1 protein-coding gene and 1 pseudogene are annotated in these 1,809 nt (G+C 66.5%); both read left to right on the forward strand.

The window, feature by feature from the left end:
* Positions 1 to 248: 248 nt before the first annotated feature.
* On the forward strand, positions 249 to 824 hold the full coding sequence (locus tag A5780_RS25860; RefSeq protein WP_062969025.1) for a hypothetical protein: 576 nt from the start codon (positions 249 to 251) through the stop codon (positions 822 to 824).
* Positions 825 to 1,175: 351 nt separating this feature from the next.
* Positions 1,176 to 1,809: pseudogene (locus A5780_RS41320) on the forward strand (hypothetical protein); the annotation flags it as partial.

Genomic DNA, 1,809 nt, shown 5'->3' on the forward strand with positions numbered 1-1,809 from the left:
CAGCACCTCATGATCGTTCACGGGGTGGGTCAGCATTCACCCGGAATCAGAGGGTCAGTCTTCAGGCGGAAGCGACACCAAATTCTGGGTGAGATCAACCCGCGCCTCGCACCTCAACGATACGCCCAACCCCGGCCATCCGGCGCCGCCGCGTCCGTAGCAACGCGGTCAGAGGCGACGTCAGCCGTTAGCTCGCGTTGCCCTCGTCTCTGTCTTCTGCGCTGCCCCTGTTGTCGAAAGGAGTCCCTGTGACCGAAAGCCAGCTCGACGAGGTCGCTGATGTCGCGTCGGTGGTGTCTCGGTGTCTGTCCGATCTCGAGCCGGTGTTCGAGCAGATCGACTGGGCCGAGGACGAAATCGCCCGCGCGCAACGACGCCATCCGCGCCACCGCAACACCCTCTACCACTCGTTCGCGCTGTTGATGCCGACCCATGAGCGGATGCGCCAGGAATTCGTGTACCGGGCGCACTGCCGCGAACTGCTCGACCGCGTCGCCGCAGGCTTGTCTCCGGTGTCCGGGACCGCGGCCGAGGTCGCGCTCGCGGTCATGCAGGCCAGCCAGAAGGCCCCGCTCAACACGGCCGCCTTCGGCCTCTACGTGCGCATGTGGATCCAGGCCGGATTCCCTCACGTGGAATCGGTGACCGATTCACACGAACACTACGAAGCGATCGCAAAATCCCGCATCGACGATCTCGAAGCCGAGACACGCACCCGCCTGTCCGTCGCCGATCGCGTCCTGGGGTCTATCGACTGCCCGGGCCGCCACCACGGGCAACCGGCCGACGACTGCGAATACGCCCGTCCAAGCCTGGCCGCCTGAGCGAAGCTCGCAGGCCCCATCGGGCGCTCCCCGTTGCTCCTTGCTTGCCCTGTCCCTGTCTCTGTCCCGCGCCGGTCGACTCCCCAGTCGGCCGGCGCTTTTCTGTTGTGGAGGGTGTGTGCGTTCATGACCGATCCGATCCTGGGCCCGCCGTGCGCGGTCTGCGACGGCACGACATCCGATACGGAGCTGTGCATCGCGAATGCCGCTGTGTGCGAGTCGTGTTGGCAGCAACTGCCCCGATGCGACTACTGCCGCACCCCGTCAGTGCGGCTGACTCATACCGCGGAGGAGGCGCAGTTATGTGCGCACTGCCTGACCGGGTGGGCGGGGTGTGTGTCGTGTCGACGGTTGACCGGCCCGCACTTGCGCACCGACACCGATCAACTCGTGTGCGCGCGGTGCGCGGGCGCGTTGTTCGCCGCGTGTTTCAGCTGCGGGCGGTTCAGTGCCGACAGCCACTACATCTCCGGCGGGCACCGCGCCTGCCCCCGCTGCGCCAGCCGCTTCCCCGCCTGCCCCGACTGCGGCACCCTTGTCCAACCCGGACACCGGTGCGAGGCCTGCGCCAACCGCGGGAAGGTGTGGAACTACACCTACCGCCCCGACCCCCGCTTCCACGGCACTGGACCGCTGTATCTGGGGCTGGAGTTGGAAATCATCGTCCCGGACAACCGTTTCGACACCTGCGCCGGACTCGCCACCGACCACCTCGGCGACCTCGGATATTTGAAACGGGATTCTTCCATCAGGCCGTCCGGGTTCGAGCTTGTGTCCCACCCGATGTCCTACCGGTACGCGATCGACGAGTTTCCCTGGCCGCTGCTCGAGCAGCTGCAACGGCTCGGGTGTGAGGCCGACGCGTCAGTGGGGCTGCACGTGCATGCCAGCCGGGCCGGGTTCGCCAACCCTGCGCATGTGTATCGGTGGCTGAAACTGTTGTACCGCAACGAAACCGCAGTCACACGGTTGGCGCGCCGGGCAC

This window comes from Nocardia sp. 852002-20019_SCH5090214, from assembly GCF_001665865.1.
Classification (GTDB): domain Bacteria; phylum Actinomycetota; class Actinomycetes; order Mycobacteriales; family Mycobacteriaceae; genus Nocardia; species Nocardia nova.